At 72.0% G+C, this 16207-nt stretch carries 12 protein-coding genes and 1 pseudogene; 9 read left to right on the top strand and 4 right to left on the bottom strand.

The genetic code is table 11. The features are described from left to right. Window positions 1-92: 92 nt before the first annotated feature. Genes ACZ5NW_RS27245 through ACZ5NW_RS27235 form a run of 3 tightly spaced genes read left to right on the top strand, consistent with a single transcriptional unit; the run spans window position 93 to window position 3011 of the window. On the top strand, window positions 93-683 hold the full coding sequence (locus tag ACZ5NW_RS27245) for an MTB12 C-terminal domain-containing protein (protein ID WP_468746558.1): 591 nt from the start codon (window positions 93-95) through the stop codon (window positions 681-683). Next, window positions 652-1944, top strand: a complete 1293-nt coding sequence (locus tag ACZ5NW_RS27240) for an ABC transporter substrate-binding protein (protein WP_468746557.1) — start codon at window positions 652-654, stop codon at window positions 1942-1944. Before ACZ5NW_RS27245 ends, ACZ5NW_RS27240 begins: the two co-directional genes overlap by 32 nt. Window positions 1945-1958: 14 nt before the next feature. Further along, entirely contained in the window at window positions 1959-3011 is a 1053-nt protein-coding gene (locus ACZ5NW_RS27235) for a helix-turn-helix transcriptional regulator (RefSeq protein ID WP_468746556.1), read from the top strand. On the opposite strand, the pseudogene ctaD reads toward ACZ5NW_RS27235, so the two are convergent. After that, window positions 2914-4581 (bottom strand): annotated as a pseudogene (gene ctaD / locus ACZ5NW_RS27230) (aa3-type cytochrome oxidase subunit I); the annotation flags it as partial. The gene ACZ5NW_RS27235 and the pseudogene ctaD sit on opposite strands and share 98 nt — an antisense overlap. Before the next feature lie 430 nt (window positions 4582-5011). Here ctaD and ACZ5NW_RS27225 point away from each other — a divergent pair. After that, the gene (locus ACZ5NW_RS27225; RefSeq protein ID WP_468746555.1) at window positions 5012-5227 is read left to right on the top strand and encodes an I78 family peptidase inhibitor; all 216 of its coding nucleotides are present in this window, start codon (window positions 5012-5014) and stop codon (window positions 5225-5227) included. Window positions 5228-5341: 114 nt separating this feature from the next. Here the strand turns inward: ACZ5NW_RS27225 and ACZ5NW_RS27220 are convergent, their stop codons facing one another. Then, window positions 5342-6382, bottom strand: a complete 1041-nt coding sequence (locus ACZ5NW_RS27220) for a phosphatase PAP2 family protein (protein ID WP_468746554.1) — start codon at window positions 6380-6382, stop codon at window positions 5342-5344. Window positions 6383-6587: 205 nt separating this feature from the next. Beyond that, complete coding sequence (locus tag ACZ5NW_RS27215; RefSeq protein ID WP_468746553.1) at window positions 6588-7952, bottom strand: hypothetical protein; 1365 nt, start codon at window positions 7950-7952, stop codon at window positions 6588-6590. Between the two features lie 261 nt (window positions 7953-8213). Between ACZ5NW_RS27215 and ACZ5NW_RS27210 the strand changes: the two genes are divergently transcribed. Further along, window positions 8214-9815 (top strand): MFS transporter, encoded by a 1602-nt coding sequence (locus ACZ5NW_RS27210; RefSeq protein WP_468746552.1) that lies wholly within the window; start codon window positions 8214-8216, stop codon window positions 9813-9815. 84 nt (window positions 9816-9899) lie between these two features. Then, a complete protein-coding gene (locus ACZ5NW_RS27205) occupies window positions 9900-11072 on the top strand; it encodes an acyl-CoA dehydrogenase family protein (RefSeq protein WP_468746605.1) in 1173 nt (390 codons plus the stop codon). Between the two features lie 39 nt (window positions 11073-11111). On the opposite strand, the gene ACZ5NW_RS27200 is transcribed toward ACZ5NW_RS27205, so the two are convergent. Then, window positions 11112-11549: a cell division protein SepF gene (locus tag ACZ5NW_RS27200; RefSeq protein WP_468746551.1), complete on the bottom strand. Its 438-nt coding sequence runs from the start codon at window positions 11547-11549 to the stop codon at window positions 11112-11114. 321 nt (window positions 11550-11870) lie between these two features. Between ACZ5NW_RS27200 and ACZ5NW_RS27195 the strand changes: the two genes are divergently transcribed. The 3 genes from ACZ5NW_RS27195 (at window position 11871) to ACZ5NW_RS27185 (ending at window position 16188) form a co-directional block, all read left to right on the top strand. Beyond that, window positions 11871-13121 carry a DUF5685 family protein gene (locus ACZ5NW_RS27195; protein WP_468746550.1) on the top strand — a complete coding sequence of 417 codons (1251 nt, stop codon included), beginning with the start codon at window positions 11871-11873 and terminating at the stop codon, window positions 13119-13121. Window positions 13122-13502: 381 nt separating this feature from the next. Continuing rightward, window positions 13503-15332, top strand: a complete 1830-nt coding sequence (locus ACZ5NW_RS27190; RefSeq protein ID WP_468746549.1) for an FAD/NAD(P)-binding protein — start codon at window positions 13503-13505, stop codon at window positions 15330-15332. A gap of 73 nt (window positions 15333-15405) precedes the next feature. Further along, complete coding sequence (locus ACZ5NW_RS27185) at window positions 15406-16188, top strand: DUF1684 domain-containing protein (RefSeq protein ID WP_468746548.1); 783 nt, start codon at window positions 15406-15408, stop codon at window positions 16186-16188. Window positions 16189-16207 lie beyond the last annotated feature (19 nt).

The raw sequence follows: 16207 nt of genomic DNA, 5'->3' as shown, positions 1-16207 counted from the left end.
TGCCGCCCAATGGCTTGCACTATGCCCTCCGGAAGCTGACCCTGAAAGCACCGGGCGCCCACCGCCCGGACCGACACCCGGTGGTGAGCCAGATGGTTCTCGGGAGCGACCTCAGACGGGGGACGGCGACACGGGGCCGTGGCCCGCGCGCGGCGGGACGGGGTACGGCACTGGCGGCCGGCCTCGTCCTCATTCTCGCCCCGGCCCTCGCGGCGTGCGGCGACAACAACGGCGGTGGCGCCACCGACACCAAGCCGCCCACGCCGTCCGCTCCGGCGACGACCGGCACCCTGCCCACCACGTCGCCGACCGCCCCGGCCGATCCGGCGAAGGCGGAGCAGGAGATCAGGCAGAACTGGGCGAAGTTCTTCGACCCGGCGTCCTCCCCGCAGGACAAGATCGCGGTCCTGGAGAACGGCGAGCAGATGGCCCCGGTGCTCCAGGCCTTCGGCAGTGACAAGCGCGGCGGCCAGGTGCAGGCCAAGGTGACGAAGGTCGCGTTCACCTCGCCCACCGAGGCGACGGTCACGTACGACATGACCCTGAGCGGCGCGACGGCCCTGCCGGGCGCCACGGGGAAATCGGTCGAGCAGGACGGCACCTGGAAGGTCTCCGTCAGCACGCTGTGCGCGCTGGTCGCGTTGAGCGGCAATGCCTCCGCGTCGGCGCTCCCGGGCTGCTGAGGCCGTCGCCGCGGTCCTGCTGCTCGTGCTGGGCACGGCCTGCGGCAGCCGGCTGCCCGAGAGCGACTTCGAGCGCCCCTCCCGCACCCCCGCGCCCTCGGCCGCCGAGCCGCTCCGCGTCGGCGTCATCGCCAGCGTCACCAGCCCGGTCGGCGGCGCCGCGTTCACCGGCCCCCGCGACGGCGCGAAGGCGTACTTCGACCGGCTCAACGCGCGCGGGGGCATCGCCGGCCGGCGCGTCGAGGTCCGGGAGTGCGACGACGGCGGCAGCGGCGTCGGCAACACCACCTGCGTGCACCGGCTGATCGACGAGGACAAGGTCGTCGCCCTGGTCGCCACCACCGCCCTCGACTACGCGGGCGCCTCCCGCGTCTCCCACGCGCGCGTGCCCGACATCGGCGGCCAGCCCATCGGGCCCGCCTACGACACCTGGCCGCACCTGTACGGCATCTACGGCAGCTCCGCGCCCCGCGACGGCACGACCGGCTGGAACGGCAAGCTGTACGGCGGCACCGAGGTCTACCGCTACTTCCAACGCGAGCACGGCGCCCGGACGGCCGCGGTGGTGTCGTACAACCAGTCCGCGTCCGCGGCCTACGCCCGGCTCGTCGAGCGCGGGCTGAAGGCGGAGGGCTACACCGTCGTCACCGAGCAGGTCGACTTCGCGCTGCCCAACTTCCGCGCGGTCGCCGCCGATCTGAAGGAACGCGGCGCCGACCTGGTCTTCGACGCCCTCGACACGCACGGCAACGCGCGGCTGTGCGAGGCGATGGACGCGGTGGGCGCCCGGGTGACCGCCAAGGTGACCAACGTGCAGAACTGGACGTCCACCGTCCCCGAGGACTACAAGGACGCACCGCGCTGCCGCAACGCCCTCTGGGCGACCGGCTCCAGCCGCAACTACGAGGACACCGCGCAGCGGGCCGTACGGGAGTTCCGGGACGCCACACGGGCTCTGCCGACGCATTCCCAGTGGCAGGTGGAGGGATGGGCGGCCGCCCTGTGGTTCACCGAGGCGGCGCGGCACTGCGCGAAGACCGGCATCACGCGCGCGTGCGTCGACGACTTCGTGAACCGCGGCGCCGGATACACCGCCGACGGGCTGCTCCTGCCCGTGTCGTTCACCCCGTCGGCCGAACCGCCGCGGACCCGCCGGACCTGTCTGTCGGTCGCGCGCTGGAAGGACGGCCGGGGCTGGGTGTCGCAGGGAGAGATGACGACCACCTGCTTCGAGGTGCCGCAGCTGGCGTACACCCCCTGAGAGAGACTGTGACCATGCTGGACACCTCGGCACGGCTGTTACGTCTCCTGTCCCTCCTCCAGGCCCACCGCGAGTGGTCCGGCGCCGCCCTGGCCGAACGCCTCGGCGTCACCCCGCGCACGGTGCGCCGGGACGTCGACCGGCTGCGCGAGCTGGGCTACCCCGTCAACGCCAGCCCCGGCACCGGTGGCGGCTACCAGCTGGGCGCGGGTGCCGAACTCCCGCCGCTGCTGCTGGACGACGACGAGGCCGTCGCCGTCGCCGTCGGCCTGCGCACGGCCGCCGGACAGGGCATCGAGGGCATCGGCGAGACCTCCGTACGGGCGCTGGCGAAGCTGGAGCAGGTGCTGCCGAACCGGCTGCGCCGGCGGGTGAGCGCCCTCAACGCCTTCACCGTGCCGATGCTGCGCGCCCCGCGCCCCGCCGGCGTCGACCCGGCCGTCCTGACCGAGTTGGCCCATCTGTGCCGGGACGCCGAGCGGCTGCGCTTCGACTACCGCGACCACGACGGCACGGCCACCCGCCGCACCGTCGAACCGCACCGCCTGGTGTGCAGCGAGCGCCACTGGTACCTGGTCGCCTGGGACCTCGACCGCGCCGACTGGCGGACGTTCCGCGTCGACCGGGTCGTCCCGAAGCCGCCGCACGGCCCGCGCTTCACCCCGCGCACCCCGCCCGCCGAGGACCTCGCCGCCTACGTCTCCCGGGGTGTCTCCACGCGCGTGTACGCCACCCACGCGGTGGTCCGGCTGCTGGCGCCGCTGGCGCAGGCCGTCGAGCGGATCTCGCCCTCCGCGGGCACCCTGGAGGCCGACGGCCCCGACACATGCGTCCTGCGCGCGGGAGCCGCGAGCCTCGATGTGATGGTCCTGCACCTGATGATGACGGGCTTCGAGTTCGAGGTGCTGGAGCCCGCCGGACTCGTCGACGCGATCAGGGTCGCGCGGGACCGGCTGGACCGGGCCGCGGCTCGGACGGCTGCGCGGGCGGACCCTCCAGCGCCGCGTACTCAGGATGGTGCAGATCGAACGCCGGGGACTCCGAACGGATCCGGGGCAGCGAGGTGAAGTTGTGCCGCGGGGGCGGGCAGGAGGTCGCCCACTCCAGGGAACGGCCGTAGCCCCAGGGGTCGTCGACCTCGACCTTCTCGCCGTACTTGGCGGTCTTCCAGACGTTGTAGAGGAACGGCAGCGTCGAGATGCCGAGCAGGAAGGCGCCGATCGTCGAGACGGTGTTCAGGGCCGTGAAGCCGTCGGCGGCCAGATAGTCGGCGTAGCGGCGCGGCATGCCCTCGGCGCCCAGCCAGTGCTGCACCAGGAACGTGGTGTGGAAGCCCACGAACAGCGTCCAGAACTGGAGCTTCCCCAGCCGCTCGTCGAGCATCCTCCCGGTGAACTTGGGCCACCAGAAGAAGAAGCCGGCGAAGATCGCGAAGACGACGGTGCCGAAGACGACGTAGTGGAAGTGCGCCACGACGAAGTACGAGTCGGTGACGTGGAAGTCCATCGGCGGGGACGCCAGGATCACCCCGGTCAGCCCGCCGAACAGGAACGTCACCAGGAAGCCGGTGGCCCACAGCATCGGCGTCTCGAAGGACAGCGAGCCCTTCAGCATGGTCCCCGACCAGTTGAAGAACTTCACGCCGGTCGGCACCGCGATCAGGAACGACATGAAGGAGAAGAACGGCAGCAGCACCGAGCCGGTGGCGAACATGTGGTGCGCCCACACCACCACCGACAGACCGGTGATCGCCATGGTCGCGCCGACCAGCGTCAGATAGCCGAAGATCGGCTTGCGGCTGAAGACCGGGATGATCTCCGTGATGATCCCGAAGAACGGCAGCGCGATGATGTACACCTCGGGATGCCCGAAGAACCAGAACAGGTGCTGCCACAGCAGCGCCCCGCCGTTGGCGGCGTCGAAGATGTGCGAGCCGAACCGCCGGTCCGCCTCCAGGCACAGCAGCGCGGCCGCCAGCACCGGGAACGCCATCAGGATCAGGATCGACGTGAAGAGCGTGTTCCAGGTGAAGATCGGCATCCGGAACATCGTCATGCCGGGGGCGCGCATCCCGATGATGGTGGTGATGAAGTTGACCGCGCCGAGGATCGTGCCGAAGCCGGCCAGCGCCAGCCCCATGATCCACAGGTCGGGGCCGACCCCGGGCGAGCGCATCTGGCTGTTGAGCGGCGCGTAGGCGAACCAGCCGAAGCCGGGCGGCCCGTCGGGCACCGCCAGCGAGCTCAGCACGATCAGCCCGCCGAACAGGAACAGCCAGTACGAGAACATGTTCAGCCGGGGGAAGGCCACGTCGGGGGAGCCGATCTGGAGCGGCATCAGCTCGTTGGCGAAGCCCGCGAAGGCGGGGGTCGCGAACAGCAGCAGCATGATCGTGCCGTGCAGGGTGAACAACTGGTTGAACTGGTTGTTGTCCATGAGCTGCAGACCGGGCCGGGCGAGTTCGGCGCGCATCAGCAGCGCCATCACACCGCCCGCGAGGAAGAAGACGAACGACGTGATCAGATAGAGGTGGCCGATCTTCTTGTGGTCGGTGGTGGTCAGCCAGTCCACGATCACCCGGCCCTGCGGCAGCGGCCCCCAGGGGCGCGCCTCGGCCGATACGGTGTCCGTCCCCATCGCTCGCTCGCCCCTTCGCTCGTCGCGCCCCGGGCCCGCCGCCCGTGCCGCACGCGTCGACGCGAGCTCACGCCATCATGCGCGCGCCCCGTGCCGGGCGACAGGGGGCGTACGGAGGTTCTGTGGGGGAGCCGTGTATTTCTTATGCGCTGTCAGCTCCCGAGAACGCCCGGAATCGGAATGCGGCGGGGGTCGGGAACGGTTCTCCCGGGAACTTTCCGCCGCCTTGTCGAGGGGGTCGCGGCGACACGCGGGAATTGCGTTCGATTACGCGCGGAAGGCGTACGGCGGCCTGTCGCGCCTTTGCGGAATCATGACCGAGTGCGGTCAAAACGCGGGTCGTGATCCTGTGACAGAAGTGTGACCGGAGTGATCCACCGCGAGCCCGCGGGGGCTTCCGGGACCGCCGCGCTCCGCCTAGCGTGGCCGTATGGCACCCCTCCCCACCCCGCCCCAGGAACCCCACGACAGCCCGGACGGATACGTCGGCCTGGACGCCGAGCACGCCGAGCGGCTCGCCCGGGAACGCGGCTGGTCGACGGTGCGCACACTGCCGCCCGGCGCGATCGTCACCATGGAGTACCGGTTCGGCCGGCTGAACTTCGAGGTGCGTGAGGGCCGGGTGGCCCGCGCCTGGAAGGGCTGAGCGCGCCGGCGCCGGAACGCCGAAGGCCCCGGCGCCCTGTCCGTGCGGACCGGGAACCGAGGCCTTGTCGCGGGGCCGGGTTGTGCGTACCGGGGCCCCGCCGTCGTGAGCCGGTCAGCCGCCCGTCAGGGGGCGGGCCGCCGTCCCGCGCGGGAGACGGTCGGCGTGCGGCGGTCGGCGACTGCCGACGGGGGTGACCGGGGTGCGCTCCGAGCGGGCGCTGTGCGGGCCCGGCGCGAGATACGCCGGGGGATGGACCGGGGTCTTGGCCGTACGGGCCGCGGCGACTGTCTCGCGGGCCGCCGGGACGTCGTCGCGGGGCGTGGTCGGCTGGGCCTTGAGCGGCACGGGCACGGTGACCGGGGCGGCCGGGACGGGCCGGGGCGCCACACCGGCGCGGCGGGCGCGCCAGCGGTCGCGCAGATCGAGGATCCCGACCTCGGCGCGGGTGATCAGCGGCTCGAACCAGGGCAGTGCCAGCAGGATCAGCAGGCCCGCGGTCCAGCCGAGGACGACGTCGCTCAGCCAGTGCGTACCGAGGTAGACGGTGGCCATGCCGACGCCCAGCGAGGTGACCGCGGACAGCGCCGACAGCCAGCGGCGGGCGCGCGGGGTGGAGGCCAGATACGCCAGGATTCCCCAGGTCACGACCGCGTTGGCGGTGTGGCCGCTGGGAAATATATCGCCGCCGAGACCCATCTCGTTGGAGCCGATGGTGGTCGCGTAGTGCGGACCGAGCCGGCCCATGCCGAGCTTGGCGGCGCCGACGGTGATGTTCAGCAGGAGCAGGGAGGCGCCCAGGGTGAGCAGCGGGCGCAGGGTGTGCTGGCGCCAGGATCTCCAGCCGAGCCAGGCGGCGACCATCACGGCCGTCGGGCCGCGCTGGCCGAGGACCACGTAGTAGTCGACGAACCAGTGGATGCCGGACCACTGCTGGTAGGGCCGGAAGAACATGACCTGCCAGTCCAGCCGGACCAGCCAGGAGGTCGTGACCACGAGCCACACGATCGCCAGATAGAAGGCCAGGGTCGCCGAGAGCAGCGCGACCCGGTGCCGGCTCATCTTCGGCACATCGATGTGGGCCGGTCGTTCCGGCTCACGGTCCAGCCTGGCGAACACCCGGTCCAGACGGGTGAGCTTTCGTTCGGTACGCACTCAATCGACGTTACAGCGAGTGAGCTCAGTTCCCGGGCGATTCAGCCGGTTTGTGATGACGATGTGATGTGGGATTGCTCTCAGGATGATGTTTATTCCTGAGGAATGCGCAATCCGAACACGCCTTTCCTTTCAATTCCTTTGATCGTTCCGCATCCGGCTTTTACCGGGCTTGCGAATCGGTTCACCGAAACGGGGCGGTGATTTACGGCGGCCCGGAGCCGTTCAGCCACCAGGCGCCGTACACGGCCGACGCCAGCGCGATCGCCGCCACCGTCGCCGCCGCCCGGGAGGTCCGCAGCCGGGCCAGCGCCAGGGCGAGCGGCAGGAGCAGCGGGAAGGCGGGCAGCAGCAGGCGCGGCTTGGAGCCGAAGTAGCTCGACGCGCACAGGGCGAGCGCGGTGACGACACCGGCGTACACCAGCAGGGGGAGCGGCTGGCGCTGCCGTACGCAGACGACGTACAGCCACAGCAGGAGGGCGACGCCGACGACGAGGGCCAGCCCGGCGAGCGCGCCCGGGACCGAGGTGAACTTGTCGGCGACGAAGCGGGCGAAGGCGTAGCCGCCGTCGAAGCCGTTGCGCCAGCCGGCCTGCACGTCGAGGTAGCCGAGGGGGCCGCCGCCGGTGCGATGGCCGACCCACAGGACGTAACCGGCGGTGCCGAGAGGGGCGATGAGGAGGCCCAGGGCGCGCCGCGCCGACGGCGAGGAGAGGCGGCGGGCGCGCGTGGTGAGAGCGGGGGCGCGCCGGGTGTCCTGCGCGCCGTCCTGTGCACGGATGCGCGGGGGCGGCGTGTCGTCGGTGGCCGGCGGGGCGTGCGGGCCGGCACCCGCGCCGATGTCGCGCGCAGCGCTGCGATCCCGCACGAACGAGGCGGCACCGGGGGTCGGCACCGCCGTGCTGTCCGAGGTCGGCGTCGCCGCGTCGCGGTCTCGTACGTACGACGCGAGCCCCGTGGCCCACACCGCGGCGGCGACGGCGAGGCCGACCGGGCGGGTCAGGCCGGCGAGTGAGGACAGGGCGCCCGCGGTCACCCAGCGGCCGGTCAGTACCGCGTAGAGCGACCACGCGGCGAGCGCGGTGAACAGCGACTCGCTGTACGCCATCGACTGCACCACGCCCACCGGCAGCACGGCCCACACCAGCACCGCGCACACGCCGGCCCGCCGACCGTACACATGGTCCGCGACCGCGAAGATCCCCCAGGCCGCGGCGAGCGAGGCGAGCAAGGACACGACGAGACCCGCGTCGGCGTACCCCAGCGGCGTCACCGCGTGCAGCAGCCGCTCCAGCCAGGGCAGCAACGGGAAGAACGCCAGGTTGGAGTGCACGTCGCCGTTCGGCAGCCGCACCTCGTAGCCATAGCCCAGCTCGGCCACGCGCGTGTACCAGAGCGCGTCCCAGCGGGCCGTGAGCAGCGTGTACGCGCTCTTGTCGCGCGCGGCGCTCCACAGGGCCAGGGCGAGCAGGCCCAGGGCGCGCACGGCCACGTACCCGAGCAGGGCCGGAGCCGCCCGGCGCGGCCCGGGGGCGCGGGCCGGGATCGCACGCGTGTCAAGATCGGTCACGGACTCGATTATCGACCGGGTGCCGCGCGGGCCCGTCCGGCGGGGGCCTGCCGGACGGCGGGCGAGTGGCGTACGCCACATGGGTTCCCCGCGGAGTGTGAGAGGTCCGCCACGTGGTCGGGGCGCGAACTCGCGTACGCTGCGTGTCACTCGTCGTTCATCTGCGCGAGCCGGAGACCCCGCTCCTCTCCGGCCGAGCCGCGGGGAGTCCCCGACCCGCGAGCCCCGCCGAACGCGAGGGAAAACCTGGGAGGTACGTGCATGTCCGGGACGACCACGGCTGCCGCGATGCTGCGCCGTCGGGCGGCCGGGGCCGGTGCAAACCGCTGGGTCGTCCTCGTGGTGCTGTGCGTGAGCCTGCTGCTGGTCGCCGTGGACGCGACCGTGCTGCATGTCGCGGTGCCCGCCGTCACCGAGGACCTCAGGCCCGGCGCGATAGAACTGCTCTGGATCGTCGACACCTATCCGCTGGTCTGCGCCTCGCTGCTGATCCTCTTCGGCACGCTGGGCGACAAGGTGGGCCGCAGACGCGTTCTGCTCCTCGGATACGCGCTGTTCGGCGTGGCGTCCGGGGTCGCCGCCCTCGCCCAGGACGCCCAGGTGCTGATCCTCGCCCGGGCGCTGCTCGGTGTCGGCGGGGCGATGATCATGCCGGCGACGCTGTCGATCCTGCGGCAGGTGTTCCCTGACCGGCGCGAGCGGGCGCTCGCGATCGGGATCTGGAGCGCGGTGGCGGCGGTCGGCGCGGCGGTGGGGCCGCTGCTGGGGGGCTTTCTGCTGGAGCACTTCTGGTGGGGCTCGGTGTTCCTGGTCAACATCCCGCTGATGCTGGTCAGTCTGCCCGTCGGGCGCATGCTGCTGCCGGAGTCGCGCGGCGCCGGCGACGGGCCGTGGGACGTGATCGGCGCGCTGATGGCGGCGGTCGGGCTGTTCGGAGTGGTGCTCGGCGTCAAGCGGCTGGGCGGCGGGGAACCGGCCGCGAGCCCGCTGACCGTGGTGCCGCTGCTGGTGGGGGCGGTGCTGCTGGTGCTGTTCGTACGACGGCAGCGACGGCGTACGCATCCTCTGGTGGATCTGCGGATGTTCGCGCGGCCGACGTTCAGCACGGCCGTCGGCTGCATCGTGCTGGCGATGCTCGCGCTGGTGGGACTGGAGCTGATCGCGGCGCAGTATCTGCAACTGGTGCTGGGGCTCTCGCCGCTGGAGACCGGTCTACGACTGCTGCCGCTGACCTTCGCCGCGATGGCGGCGGGGCTGGCGGGGGCGAAGCTGCTGCGGAGGTTCGGGCCCCGGCGGATGGTGTGCGGGGGGTTCTGTCTCACGGCGGCGGCGGTGGTGACGCTGACGGCGATGGGCGCGGAGGACAACGCGGGGCTGCTGCTGTTCGGGTTCGTGCTGCTGGGGTTCGGGCTGGAGACGACGCTGTTCGCGGCGTACGAGTCGATGCTGAGCGAGGCGCCCGCGGCGCAGGCGGGCGGGGCGGCGGCGATCGGGGAGACCTCGTACCAGCTCGGGGCGGGGATCGGGATCGCGCTGCTCGGCAGTGTCATGAACGCCGCCTACGCGCCGGGGCTGTCCTCGGTGCCGGGGGTTCCCTCGCGGGCGTCGGCCGCGGCGGGGCACTCGTTGGGGGAGGCGTACGAGGTGGCGGGGCAGCTGGGGGGCTCGACCGGGATCGCGCTGCGGCAGGCCGCGCGGGAGAGCTTCGTGCACGGGCTGCATGTGACGTTGCTGGTGAGTGCCGGGTTGTTGCTGCTGGGCGCGGTGATGGCGGTGCGGTTGCCGCGGGTGATGCACTGTGAGGGTGTGGCGGTGGAGGTGCCCGCACCTCGGGAAGCCGTGAAGTCACGCGTCTCCGCCTGAACTCTGTGTGGGTTGTCGGTCGCTTCGGGCTTGCGTAACGTCTGAGTAATTAGCGGTGCTAGTTTTGGAGGGGTTGTGGCTGCGTTGCCTCCGTTCGATCCGGCTGATCCGCTCGGGATCGACGACCTGCTCGACGCCGAGGACCTGGCCGTCCGGGACACCGTGCGGCGGTGGGCCGCCGATCGCGTGCTGCCGTATGTCGCCGAGTGGTACGAGGCCGGCGAGCTGCCCGTCATCCGTGAGCTGGCCCGTGAGCTGGGCGGCATCGGCGCACTCGGGATGTCCCTGGAGGGGTACGGCTGCGCCGGGGCCAGCGCCGTGCAGTACGGGCTCGCCTGTCTGGAGCTCGAAGCCGCCGACTCCGGGATCCGCTCCCTCGTCTCCGTGCAGGGCTCCCTCGCCATGTACGCCATCCACCGCTTCGGCAGCGAGGAGCAGAAGCAGGGCTGGCTGCCCGGCATGGCCGCCGGCGAGATCATCGGATGCTTCGGCCTCACCGAGCCCGACCACGGCTCCGACCCCGCCTCCATGCGCACCTACGCCAAGCGCGACGGCTCCGACTGGGTGCTCACCGGCCGCAAGATGTGGATCACCAACGGCTCCGTCGCCGGTGTCGCCGTGGTGTGGGCGCAGACCGAGGACGGGATCCGGGGGTTCGTGGTGCCCACCGACAGCCCCGGTTTCTCCGCGCCCGAGATCAAGCACAAGTGGTCCCTGCGCGCCTCGGTCACCAGTGAGCTGGTGCTCGACGAGGTGCGGCTGCCCGCGGACGCCGTGCTGCCCGGTGTCGTCGGGCTCAAGGGGCCGCTGAGCTGTCTCTCCCACGCCCGGTACGGGATCGTCTGGGGGTCCATGGGGGCGGCGCGGTCCAGTTTCGAGGCCGCGGTCGACTACGCGAAGTCCCGGGAGCAGTTCGGGCGGCCCATCGGCGGCTTCCAGCTCACCCAGGCCAAGCTCGCCGACATGGCGGTCGAACTGCACAAGGGGATCCTGCTCGCCCATCATCTGGGGCGGCGCATGGACGCCGGCCGCCTGCGTCCCGAGCAGGTCAGCTTCGGCAAGCTCAACAACGTACGGGAGGCGATCGAGATCTGCCGTACGGCGCGGACGATCCTCGGCGCCAACGGGATCTCGCTCGAATACCCCGTCATGCGGCACGCGACCAATCTGGAGTCGGTGCTCACCTATGAGGGCACCGTCGAGATGCACCAGCTCGTGCTGGGCAAGGCGCTCACCGGGCTCGACGCCTTCCGCTGATCCCCGTCGAGGGGGGCAGGGCCGGTGAGCGGCCCTGCCTCAGCTCTGGTTGAAGAAGCCGTCCGCGCGGTGCGGGGCCGGATCTCCGTTGACGATCTCCGTGTTGGCCGGGGTCAGCAGGAACACCCGCGTCGACACCCGCTCGATCGAACCCCGCAGGCCGAAGATCAGCCCCGCCGCGAAGTCGACGACGCGCTTGGCGTCCGCCGGCTCCATCGCCGTCAGGTTCATGATGACCGGGACACCCTCGCGGAACAGCTCACCGATGGCACGCGCGTCCCGGAAGCTGTCCGGGGTCACCGTGCCGATCCGACGGCCCTTCTCCTCGGCCGTGTCCGTGGCGACCTTCACCCGGGGGTCGGTGACCCAGGCGTCCCCGGAGTCGGTCCCCTCGGAGTAGTCGTCGTCGTAGTAACGCTCGTCATCGTTGTCGTCGACGAGGCCAAGCCAGGCACTCGCCTTGCGCACCGATCCCATGGACGCCTCCTCTCACAGCGGTCTTTCTTGCTTTCCGCATCCCCATGGTCGTCCATGATGCGGATGTCGCGCCAAGTGGATAGACGCCGCGCGGGGGGTTTGTGACGGTACTGGTGCACAGCGGATCCGTCGAGAGCCCGCGTCTCCCAAGGGTCGTACCGCATACGGCTGCTGACTGTGAGTGAAATATGATTCTTCGTGGCGTCCGAGTGACTGGTGATGCGTACGGGTGAACAGGGGTGATCGCGCCGGGGATGGTTCCGGTGCGATGGTCGGCCGATAGCATGCGGCCGAATGTCGTAGGCAGCACGGGGGATCGTCATGTTCGGAATCGTCAGGCCGTGTCAGCACCGGCTGGGGGACTCGCTCAAGGCCGAGTGGATGGCGCACTTGTGCGGGCTCTGTCTCGCGCTGCGCCGGGATCACGGGCAGTTCGCCAGGATCGTCACCAATTATGACGGTTTGCTCATATCCGTTCTGACGGAGGCTCAGGCCGAGCGGACCACCGCGGGTCGGCGCACGGCGGGACCGTGCCCGCTGCGCGGGATGCGCACCGCGTCCGTCGCGCAGGGGGAGGGCGCGCGGCTCGCGGCCGCCGTCTCGCTGGTGCTCGCCTCCGCCAAGGTCCGCGATCATGTCGCCGACGGCGACGGGCTGCTGGCGCGGCGTCCGATGGCGCTCGCCGCCCGCAAGGTCGCCACGAGCTGGGGGCGGGCCGGTGAGCGCGGTGGCTCCGCCGTCGGCTTCGACACCGGCCTCCTCGTCGACGCGGTCGACCGGCAGGTGGGCATCGAGGCCCTCGCCGGGCCCGGGACGTCCCTGCTGACCGTCACCGAGCCGACCGAGACCGCCACCGCCGCCGCCTTCGCGCACACCGCCGTGCTCGCCGGCCGGCCCGGCAACGCCGAACCGCTCGCCGAGGCGGGGCGGCTGTTCGGGCGGCTGGCGCATCTGCTGGACGCCGTGGAGGACCAGCAGGCCGACGCCGCCTCCGGCGCCTGGAACCCGTTGACCGCCACGGGCACGCCCCTGGCCGAGGCCCGCCGACTCGCCGACGACGCGCTGCACGGCATCCGGCTCGCCCTGCGGGACGTCGAGTTCGAGGACGCCAAGCTCGCCCATCTGCTGCTCGCGCACGAGCTGCGGCGGTCGGTGGACCGGGCGTTCGGCGCCTCGACATGCGGGCACGCGCCCGAGGACCGGGGGCCGGTGGGTGCCGGGCTGGGCCCCGAGGGTGCCTTCGGGCCGCCGCAGGGTCCCTATGCGCCCCAGGGGCCGCAGACGCCCTACGACCCGGCCAACCCGTACGGGGGCGGCAACCCCTACGGGGGCGCTCCCTTCGGAGGGCAGCCGCCGCACCCGGGGAAGCGGGGCTTCTGGGCCGGGTGCGCGGCCGCCATCGGGCTGTGCTGCACCTGCAAGGTCTGCTGTGCCGACGAGTTCGAAGGTCCCTGGTCGCGCAAGAAGCGCGAGGGTGCCTGCGCCAACTGCGGCAATTGCGACGGGAGTTGCTGCGACGTGTGTTCGTGCTGCGAGTGCTGTGAATGTTGCGCGTGCGACTGCTCCTGCTGACGGGGTGCTGCGCGGGGTGAGGGGTGCGCGTGAAGGCGGGGGAGACAGAGAAGAAGGGGAGAAGGGGAAGAACGCGAAAGTCGCCCGCCGGATTCAGGGGGCGCGCAGGGGGAGTCGGCTCAACAGGAAGAGGACCACACGCGACCGAGGTCGATGTGGGAGCGCTTGACCAGCCACTGCTGCGGATGCATGGGGCAAGTGGAACAGGCATCCGGTGATGCGTCAACCGAGTTGAGACGTACCGCTCACAGTATGGACAGCCTTGACAGTGAGGGGAAACGGCCCCGTAGTCTCGACGGACGGCAGCTGCTGAGGGGCTCTGCCGTGTCCGTGTGAAGGCATCCACCGAGTTCGACCCACTCGACGCTACGGAGCCTTCCCATGTCCTCCGACACCCTCACCGAGGCACCCGCCGTTCTCGTGATCGTCGGGGCCGGGCCGCGCGGGACCGGTCTCATCGAGCGCATCGCCGCCAACGCCCCCGAGCTGTACGCCGGCAGAGACCTCGACATCCATCTCGTCGACCCCCACCCACCCGGCGCCGGGCGCATCTGGCGGCGGGCGCAGTCCCCGCTGCTGTGGATGAACTCGCACGCCGAGGACGTCACCATGTTCACCGACGAGACGGTGGTCATGGCCGGACCGGTGCGCCCCGGCCCGACCCTGCACGAATGGGCGGGTGTCGACGGGCGGCTCTTCGCCGACCGGCCGCTGCAGGGCGACTATCTGGCCTGGGTGCACGAGCGGGCCGTCGCCGCGCTGCCGCCGCGGATCCGGGTGCACCACCATCCCCGGCGCGCGGTGCGGCTGACCGGGCCGCGCGAAGGGCGTCAGCAGGTCTGGCTGGAGGGCCGCGCGCACCCGCTGACCGCCGACCTGGTGGTGCTCGCCCTCGGCCATCTCGACGCCGAACTCGACGACGAACAGCGCCGCTTGGCGTCGTACGCGGCCGAGCACGGGCTGACCCACCTGCCGCCGGACTTCACCGCCGACAGCGACCTGTCCGCACTGCGGCCCGGCGAACCCGTCCTCGTCCGTGGCTTCGGGCTCGCCTTCGTCGACCTGATGGTGCTGCTCACCGAGGGCCGCGGCGGACACCACGAGGGGGAGACCTACATACCCTCGGGGCGCGAACCGGTGCTCTACGTCGGATCGCGGCGCGGAGTGCCGTACCACGCGAAGATCGGCTACGGCCTGAGCGGGGAACGGCCGCCGCTGCCCCGTTTCCTGGGGCCCGCGCAGATCGACGCCCTGCTCGCCCGGCCGGAGGGCTTCGACTTCCGCGCCGACGTCTGGCCGCTGGTCGCCAAGGAGGTGGGCTTCGCCCACTACCACCGGCTGTTCACGGCCCACCCCGAGCGGACGGCCATGGACTGGGCGGACTTCGAGCCGAGGTACGCGGCGGCCACCGGGCCCGAGGCCGAGGCGCTGATCGCGGCCGCCGTGCCCGACCCGCGCGACCGGCTCGACCTCGACGCGCTGGACCGGCCGCTGGAGGGGGTGCGGTACGCCGGCCATGAGGAGTTCCAGGCGGGGCTGCGGGAGTACATCGAGGCCGACCTGATCCGCCGCCACGATCCCTCGTACAGCCCTGACCTGGCCGTCTTCCTCGCTCTGCTGTCGGTCTACGGGCAGCTGGTGCGGCTCGGGGACATCGGGGGCTGGTGGCACGGCTTCTTCAGCTATCTCGACTCCGGGCCGCCCGGACCCCGGCTGCGGCAGATGCTCGCGCTGTCGCGGGCCGGGCTGCTGCGGTTCGTCGGCGCCGACATGACCGTGCGCGCCGAGGACGGCGTGTTCCGGGCCACCAGCCCCACCGTGCCCGGCTTCACCGTCGAGGCCCGGGCGCTGGTCGAGGCGCGGCTGCCGGAGCCCACCGTCGGGCGCGCCCGCGATCCGCTGCTGCGGGCCCTGCACGAGGAAGGGGTCGGCGAGACGCCGGACGGGCTGCTGCGGGTGGACCCCGCCGACGGCCGGATCCTGGACCGGTACGGCCGGCCGCACCCTCGGCGCTTCGCGCTCGGGCCGCACACCGACGCACGGGTGCCGGGCGCCTTCACCCGGCCGCGCACCGGCGGGCCCGCCTTCCGCCAGAACGACGCGGCCGCGCGGGCCGCCCTCACCTTCCTGCGCGATCTGACGGAACAGCACCTCATTCCCGAGGCCCCTGAGCCCGCCCCGTCCGACGAGCCCAGGGAACGCGTCTCATGAGCGCGACGGCCGACATCGGGTCGGTGCGAGCGGGGCGGGCCGGACTTCGTGACGAGAGACAAGGGTGGAGCACATGACGACGGACGCGTCCCAGGCGTGGAAGCGGTGGCAGGAGCGCCGCGAGGAGACGGTGGCGGCACCGTACGGCCCGCTCGCGCTCACCGGCACGTACTGGCTGGAGGACTATCCGGAGGGTCGACTTCCGGACATCCCCGGGACATGGGTGGCGGAGGAGGACGCAGTGGTTCTCACCGCGACGGAGGCCGACGGACTGACCCTGGACGGGCGTCCCTTCGCCGGCGAGGTGCGCCTCGGCGCCGACACCGGTCCGGTGGACGCGGCGCGGGTCGCGCGGGGCGGGCGCCGGCTGGTGGTGCTGGTGCGCGAGGGCGTCCGGGGGGTGCGCGACTACGACCCGGACGCCGAGGCCAGGCGCCGGTTCCGGGGCATCGACGCCACGCCGTACGAGCCGCGCTGGGCGGTGCCGGGGCGCTTCACCCCGTACGCCGAGGGGCGTACCGTCCGGGTGTCGAACGCCGACGGACGGGAACGCGGGCTCGGGCTGGGTGGGGAGGTCGCCTTCCGCCTCGACGGGCGGGATCTCACGCTCCAGGTGTCCGTGCAGGGCGACGGCTCGCTGTGGGCGGTGTTCGCCGACGCCACCAGTGGGACCAGCAGCTACCGGTTCCGCTTCCTGTACCCGGCCGCGCCCGACGCCGAGGGGCGTACGACGGTCGACTTCAACCGGGCCCAGCTGCCCCCGTGCGCCTTCGCCGAGCATTTCATCTGCCCCTTCCCGCCGCCCGGGAACACCCTGGACGTGGCGGTCGAGGCGGGGGAGCGCACGGTGGCCTGACGTGTCGGTCCGCTGTCGG

The organism is Streptomyces sp. NPDC032126, from assembly GCF_055580085.1.
The sequence above is the reverse complement of the archived record's forward strand: the minus strand, read 5'-3'. Positions and strand labels throughout refer to the sequence as shown.